Annotated in this window: 4 protein-coding genes; all 4 read right to left on the reverse strand. The window is 75.7% G+C overall.

Annotated elements, in window-relative coordinates:
* Nucleotides 1-29: 29 nt before the first annotated feature.
* Complete coding sequence (gene secA / locus ACRYR7_RS23180; protein ID WP_432574544.1) at nt 30-2,717, reverse strand: preprotein translocase subunit SecA; 2,688 nt, start codon at nt 2,715-2,717, stop codon at nt 30-32.
* A 119-nt stretch (nt 2,718-2,836) separates the two neighbouring features.
* Complete coding sequence (locus tag ACRYR7_RS23185) at nt 2,837-5,266, reverse strand: putative bifunctional diguanylate cyclase/phosphodiesterase (RefSeq protein ID WP_432574546.1); 2,430 nt, start codon at nt 5,264-5,266, stop codon at nt 2,837-2,839.
* A gap of 26 nt (nt 5,267-5,292) precedes the next feature.
* Complete coding sequence (locus ACRYR7_RS23190; RefSeq protein WP_432574548.1) at nt 5,293-6,549, reverse strand: winged helix-turn-helix domain-containing protein; 1,257 nt, start codon at nt 6,547-6,549, stop codon at nt 5,293-5,295.
* Nucleotides 6,550-6,578: 29 nt separating this feature from the next.
* On the reverse strand, nt 6,579-7,277 hold the full coding sequence (locus tag ACRYR7_RS23195) for a response regulator (RefSeq protein WP_432574549.1): 699 nt from the start codon (nt 7,275-7,277) through the stop codon (nt 6,579-6,581).
* Between the last annotated feature and the right edge of the window lie 113 nt (nt 7,278-7,390).

The following is a 7,390-nucleotide window of genomic DNA, read 5'->3' on the forward strand; positions in this document are numbered from 1 at the left end:
GTGCCGCGCGCCCGCGGCGCGCGGGGACCTCAGTCGGCGCTGCGCTCGCGCTCGGCGGCGCGGCGCTGGGCGCGGTTGCCGCCGGGGGCGTCCGTGCTGGAGGCGTCGCCGGCGTGGACCTCCACGTCGCCCTCCGCGGTGGGCGCGGTGTACTGCAGCTGCTGGCGCGGCGCGGGCGGCTCGAAGCCGGGCGCCACCGCGGGGGCGCCGGCCTGCGGGGCGGGCTGGACCTGCAGCGAGAACAGGTAGCCGACCGACTCCTCCTTGATGGCGTCGGTCATCGCCACGAAGAGCTGGTAGCCCTCGCGCTGGTACTCCACGAGCGGGTCGCGCTGGGCCATCGCCCGCAGGCCGATGCCCTCCTGCAGGTAGTCCATCTCGTAGAGGTGCTCGCGCCACTTGCGGTCCAGCACCGACAGGACCACGCGGCGCTCCAGGTCGCGCAGGACCGGCGCCGTCAGCTGCTCCTCGCGGGCGTCGTAGCAGGACTGCGCGTCGGCGCGCATCTCCTCGAGCAGGCGCTCGACGGTGAGGTTGCCGCGGCCGCCGGCGGCCTCCACGACCTCCTCGGGCGTCACCGAGACCGGGTACAGGCTGCGCAGCGCCTCCCACAGGCCCTCGAGGTCCCAGTCCTCGCCGAAGCCCTTGCCGGTGGCCTGCACGACGTACGCGGTGACCGTGTCGTCGATGAAGTGGCGGATCTGCTCGTGCAGGTCCTCGCCCTCGAGCACCTTGCGGCGCTCGGCGTAGATGACCTCGCGCTGGCGGTTGAGGACGTCGTCGTACTTCAGGACGTTCTTGCGGATCTCGAAGTTGCGGCCCTCGACCTGGCCCTGGGCGCTCTGGATGGCCCGCGAGACCATCTTCGACTCGATCGGCACGTCCTCCGGGATGCCCGTGCGGGTCAGGAAGGACTCCACCAGCGCCGCGTTGAACAGGCGCATCAGGTCGTCGGTGAGGGAGAGGTAGAAGCGGGACTCCCCCGGGTCGCCCTGGCGGCCGGAGCGCCCGCGCAGCTGGTTGTCGATGCGGCGCGACTCGTGCCGCTCGGTGCCCAGCACGTACAGGCCGCCGAGGTCGCGGACCTCGTCGTGCTCGGCCTTGACGGAGTCCTGGGCCTGCTTGAGCACGTCCGGCCAGGTGGCCTCGTACTCCTCCGGCGACTCGTCCGGGTCCAGGCCGCGCTCCTTCATGGCCGCCACGGCCAGGAACTCGGCGTTGCCGCCCAGCATGATGTCGGTGCCGCGGCCGGCCATGTTGGTGGCGACGGTGACCGCGCCCTTGCGCCCGGCCTGCGCGACGATCGAGGCCTCGCGCTCGTGCTGCTTGGCGTTGAGGACGTTGTGCTCGACGCCCGCCTTGGTGAGCAGGGTGGAGAGGTACTCGCTCTTCTGCACGCTCGTGGTGCCGACGAGGACCGGCTGGCCGGTGGCGTGGTGCTCGGCGATGTCCTCCACGACCGCGGCGAACTTCGCCGGCTCGTTCTTGTAGACCAGGTCGGGCTGGTCCACGCGCACGGCGGGGCGGTTCGTGGGGATGGAGACGACGCCGAGCTTGTAGATCTGGTGGAACTCCGCGGCCTCGGTCATGGCCGTGCCCGTCATGCCCGAGAGCTTGTCGTACATGCGGAAGAAGTTCTGCAGGGTGATCGTGGCCAGCGTCTGGTTCTCGTTCTGGATCGGCACGCCCTCCTTGGCCTCGATGGCCTGGTGCATGCCCTCGTTGTAGCGGCGCCCGGCGAGGATGCGGCCGGTGTGCTCGTCGACGATGAGGACCTCGCCCTTGGGGGAGACGACGTAGTCCTTGTCCCGCTTGAACAGCTCCTTGGCCTTGACGGCGTTGTTGAGGAAGCCGATGAGCGGGGTGTTGACGCTCTCGTAGAGGTTGTCGATCCCGAGCAGGTCCTCGACCTTCTCGATGCCCGACTCCAGGATGCCGATCGTGCGCTTCTTCTCGTCGACCTCGTAGTCGACGTCCACCGTCAGCTGCCGGACGATCTTGGCGAACTCGGTGTACCACTTGGTCGGCTGGTCGGCCGGGCCGGAGATGATCAGCGGGGTGCGCGCCTCGTCGATGAGGATGGAGTCGACCTCGTCGACGATCGCGAAGTGGTGGCCGCGCTGCACCATCTCGGTGGTGCTCCACGCCATGTTGTCGCGCAGGTAGTCGAAGCCGAACTCGTTGTTCGTGCCGTAGGTGATGTCCGCGGCGTAGGCCTCGCGCCGCTCGTCCGGGCGCATGCGCGACAGGATGCAGGAGCTGCTCATGCCCAGGAAGCGGTAGACGCGCCCCATGAGCTCGCTCTGGTACTCGGCGAGGAAGTCGTTGACGGTGATGACGTGCACGCCCTTGCCGGTCAGGGCGTTGAGGTAGGCCGGCAGCGTGGCCACGAGGGTCTTGCCCTCGCCCGTGCGCATCTCGGCGATGTTGCCCTGGTGCAGGGCGGCGCCGCCCATGAGCTGCACGTCGAAGTGCCGCTGACCCAGGGTGCGCCGGGCGGCCTCGCGGACCACCGCGAAGGCCTCGGGCAGCAGGTCGTCCAGCGACTCGCCCTTGGCGAGGCGCTCCTTGAAGCGGTCCGTCTCGCCGCGCAGCTCGGCGTCGCTCATGGACGTGAAGTCGTCCTCGATCGCGTTGACCTGCTCCGCGATGCGCTGGAGGCGCTTGACGACGCGGCCCTCGCCGGCGCGGAGGACCTTCTCGACGATGGCTGGCACGGGAGCAGTCTACCGACGGCGGGGCCGTCGGCGGTGCACGGACGGACCGGTCCGGTCGCGCACGGTCGCCCGCCCCTCACCCACCGCGCACCCGGCGCGCACCCGGCGGCGCGGCGGGCTCAGCCCGTCCGGCCCAGCAGCCGGCGCACGTCGCGCGGGGGCACCGCCCGCACCGGCACCGGGGCCGCGGGGTCGGGGGCACCGCTCCCCGGGGCCTCGGTCCCCGGGGCGTCGGTCCCCGGCGCGAGCAGGTCCGCCACCACCGCGCCCACGGCGCCCAGCACGGCCGGCACCTCCCCGGCGGCCCGCGGCGGGCCCAGCAGCAGCCCCTGCGCCAGCGAGCAGCCGGCCTCGCGCAGCAGCCGGACCTGCTCGACGCGCTCCACCCCCTCGGCCACGACCCCCAGGTCCAGCGCCGCCCCCAGCTCGCACAGCGCGCGCACCGCCGCCGCCGCGCGCGGGCCCCGCGCGCCGTCCAGCTCCGCCACCAGCGAGCCGTGCAGCTTCAGCCCGTCCACCGGCAGGCGCCGCAGCGGCGCCAGCGAGGGGCCGCCGGGGCCCTCGCCCACCGCGTCGGCCGCCGCGAAGTCGTCCAGCACGAGGCGCGCGCCGGTCGCGCGCAGCCGCTCCAGCCGCGCCGCCAGCACGTCCGGGTCCGCCTCCAGCACCCGCGCCGGCACGTCCAGCACCAGCGCGCCCGGCTCCAGGCCGGAGGCCGTCAGCGCGGCCAGCACGTCGTCGGCGCCCGAACGCGACAGGGCGTGCTGCACCGACAGGTTCACCGTCAGCGACAGCTGCGGCACCTGCCGGCGCCACAGCGCCGCGCGCGCGCACGCCGAGCGCAGGACCCACCGCCACAGCTCGTCCACCGCCGGGGAGCGCTCGGCGCCCACCAGGAAGGCGCCCGGCTCCAGCAGCCCGCGCGTGCGGTGCCGCCAGCGCAGCAGCGCCTCCACCCCGACCACGGAGCCGTCGGACAGGCGCACCACCGGCTGGTAGACGAGCTCGAACTCCCGCTCGGCCACCGCCCGCTGCAGGTCCTGCTCCAGCTGCCGGCGCAGCACGTCCGCGTCGTGCGCGCCCGCCTCGAAGACCGCGACGGTGCCGCCCGGCGCGCCGTCCTCGGCCGCCTGCCCCTGCGCCTTGGCCCGGTACATGGCGCTGTCGGCGCGGCGCAGCAGCTCCGCGGCCCCCAGCTCCGGCGCGCCCACCGCCACGCCGATGCTGGCGCCCACCCGCACGCGGCGCCCGTCCACCTCCACCGGCGCGGTCAGCTCCCCGCGCACCCGGTCGGCCAGCCGCCGCGCGGCGCGCTCCGGCTCGTGCCCGCGCACCACCACGGCGAACTCGTCCCCGCCCAGGCGGGCGGCGAAGTCGTCCCCGCGCAGGCAGCGGCGCAGCCGGCGCGCCACGCGGCCCAGCACCTCGTCGCCGGCGGCGTGGCCCAGCGCGTCGTTGACGGCCTTGAAGCCGTCCAGGTCCACGAACAGCACGGCCGTGCCCAGCCCGTCGGAGGCCGCCGCGCGCAGCGCCACCTCCAGGTGGCGCAGCAGCGTCGCCCGGTTGGGCAGGTTCGTCAGGTCGTCCGTGGAGGCGACCTCCACCGCGCGCACCGTGTCGGCGTGGCTCAGCGCCGTGCTGGCGTGCTCGGCGAAGGCGCGCAGCACCGTGGCGCCCACCGCGTCCAGCGGCCCCTCGCCGGTGCCCACCACCAGGGCGCCCACCGCGCGGCCGTTGACGTGCACGGCCGCCGCGGCGGGGGCGCCGTCGCCGCCGACCGCCACGCCCAGGCCGTCCAGGGCGGCCGTCGCCGCCAGCGCCCGCTCCGGCTCCAGCACCGGCTCGCCCACGGCCGCGACCACGCGCATGCGCATCTGCGAGCGCGGGTCGGCCAGCACCAGCGACACCGGCCGCGCGCCCAGCAGCTCCGAGGAACTGGCGGCGATCTGCAGCAGCAGCTCCGGCAGGGGGCGGCGGCCGGCCACGGCGCGCTGGAAGCGCACCGAGGTGGTCAGGACCTGCTCGCGCTGGGCCAGCGCCCGCTGCAGCCGGCTGCGCTCGGCGGCGCCGCGGGCGTCCTGCTGGCGCAGCCACCGCTCCCGCTCGCGCCCGTGCCGGCCCAGCACCACCAGCCCGAGCACGCGCGCCACCAGCCGCACCGCGCGCAGGTCGGCCGGCTCGACGGGGGCGTCCTGCACGCGGTCGGCGACGCGGCCGACGACCACGCGCACCCCCGCCAGGTCGGGCACCTCCACCACGACCGCGCGCACCCGGCCCAGGCCGGGCACGGCGAAGGTGCCCGCGCCGTCGCGCACCACGCGCGCCAGGCCGCGCTCGGGCAGGAAGCGCTGCCCCAGCCCCACGCCGCCGTGCACGTGCCCGCCCTCGCACACCGCGACGACGTCGGCGTCGACGAGGTCGGCGACCACCGCGGCGGCGCGGGTGAGCACCTCGCGCTCGCCGTCGGCGCCGGACAGCTCCGCCAGCACGTGCTCGAGCAGGTCGCTGGCGCGCGCCACCTGCCCGGCGGTCACCTCGGAGACGTCCACGGCTCAGGTGTCGGACGCGCCGCCGCTCACGTTGAGCCGCGGCCCGGAGCGTGACCCGAACGCCCCACGGCCCTTGACAGCGCGGCCGCCAGGTCCCCCCGGTCGGCGACCTCCACGGCCGCCAGCCCCAGCCAGCGCGCCAGGTCGCCCAGCTCGGCGGCCAGCTCCCCGGCCGCCGCCGGCGGGGCGCCCGGCTCGGCCCAGGCCGCCAGCACGCGCAGCACCCCGCCGGGCGCGGCGCGGTCCGCCTTGAGGTCCACGCGCGCCACGACGTCCTCGCCCAGCAGGAAGGGCAGCACGTAGTAGCCGTGCACCCGCTGCTCGCGCGGGACGTAGAACTCCAGGCGCACCGCCACCCCGAACAGCTCCTCGGTGCGCGGGCGGTGCCACACCAGCGGATCGAAGGGCGTCAGCAGCGCCCGCGCGCTCACCCGCGGCGCCCGCGCGGCCACGTGCCGGTACGCCGGGCGGCGCTGGGTGGAGGCCCACCCGCGCACCCGCACCGGCACCAGCTCTCCGGCCTCGACCAGCTCGGCCACCGCCCGGCGCGCCTGCTCCGGGCGCAGCCGGAAGTAGTCGCGCAGGCTCGCCTCGCCGGCCACCCCCAGGGCGCGCGCGGCCAGGGAGACCAGCCCGCGCACCGCCTCGTCCTCGTCCGGGTCCGGGGCGGCGGCCACCTGCGGCGGCAGCACCCGCGCGGTGAGGTCGTAGCGGCGCTCGAACTGCGCGGTGCGCCCGGCCGAGGAGACCTCCCCGGCGAAGAAGAGGTGCTCCAGGGCCCGCTTGACCGCCGACCAGTTCCAGCCCCAGTGGTCGCCGGGGCGCCCGGCGCCCGGGGCCAGCGCGGCCTCCACCTCGCGGGCGGTGAGCGGCCCGTGCGCGGCGACGTGCGCGAGCACCGACCGCACCAGCTCCGGCTGCTCCACGGCCACGCTGCGCACGTTCCCCCACGCGTCGTGCGCGGCGCGCGCCATCCGCCAGCGCAGCAGCCGGTGCGTGGCCGGTGCGACCAGGGAGGCCTCGTGGGCCCAGTACTCCACCAGCCGGCGCGGTCGGCGGTGCACGGCGCGGTCCACCATCTCGCGCGGGTAGGGCCCCAGCCGGCTGAAGAAGGGCAGGTAGTGGCTGCGGCACAGCACGTTCACGGAGTCGATCTGCACCACGCCGAGGCGCTCGACCACGCGCGCCACGTGCGCGGGCCCCGGGCGCGCCGGGCGGGGCGCGGCGAAGCCCTGCGCGGCCAGCGCTGCGCGGCGCGCCTCGGTGGCGCCGATCTCCTCCACCGCCGCCGGGAGGGGCGGCAGCGGCCCGCTCAGGACAGCTCCACGATCTTCTCCCGCACGGCGTAGACGACCGCCTCCATGCGCGAGTGCAGCTGCAGCTTCTCCAGCAGGTTGCGCACGTGGTTCTTCACGGTGTTCTCGCTGATGCCGAGCTGGCCGGCGATCTCGCGGTTGGCCATGCCGCGCGCCAGCAGGCGCAGCACGTCCAGCTCGCGCGGGCTCAGGCGCGGGGCGCCGACGACGCCGAGGCTGCGCTCCTCGTCGCGCCGGCGCATGGCCGCGAACTCCCCCAGCAGCAGCCCGGCCATCTTCGGGGTGATGAGGGACTGCCCGGTGACGACCGCGCGGATGGCGTCGGCGACCTCCTCGGCGGGCACGTCCTTGAGCAGGTAGCCGTTGGCGCCGGCGCGGATGGCGCCGAACAGGTCGTCCTCCTCCTCGGAGGAGGTGAGCATGAGGATGCGCGTGGAGGGGGCCACCGCCTTGATCTCCGCGCAGGCGTCGATGCCCGAGCGGCGCGGCATCCACACGTCCATCAGCACCACGTCCGGCAGCAGCTCCTCCACCCGGCGCACGGCCTCGGCGCCGTCGGAGGCCTCGCCCACGACGTCGATGTCGTCCTCGGTGGACAGGACCATCTGCAGGCCGCGGCGGAACAGGGAGTGGTCGTCGACGACGACGACGCGCACGGCGTCCGTCCCCGTGGCCTGCGGGCTGCTGCTCGGCACCGGTCCTCCTCGTGGCGGCTGCGGGCCGGCGGGCCCGCGTCCGGGGATCTTGGCACGCCGGGCCCGCCGCGCCCGCCCGCGGCGCGCGGGACGGGCCGGCGGGGTCCCCGCCG

This window comes from Kineococcus gurbantunggutensis (assembly GCF_050871925.1).
Taxonomy (GTDB): Bacteria; Actinomycetota; Actinomycetes; order Actinomycetales; family Kineococcaceae; genus Kineococcus.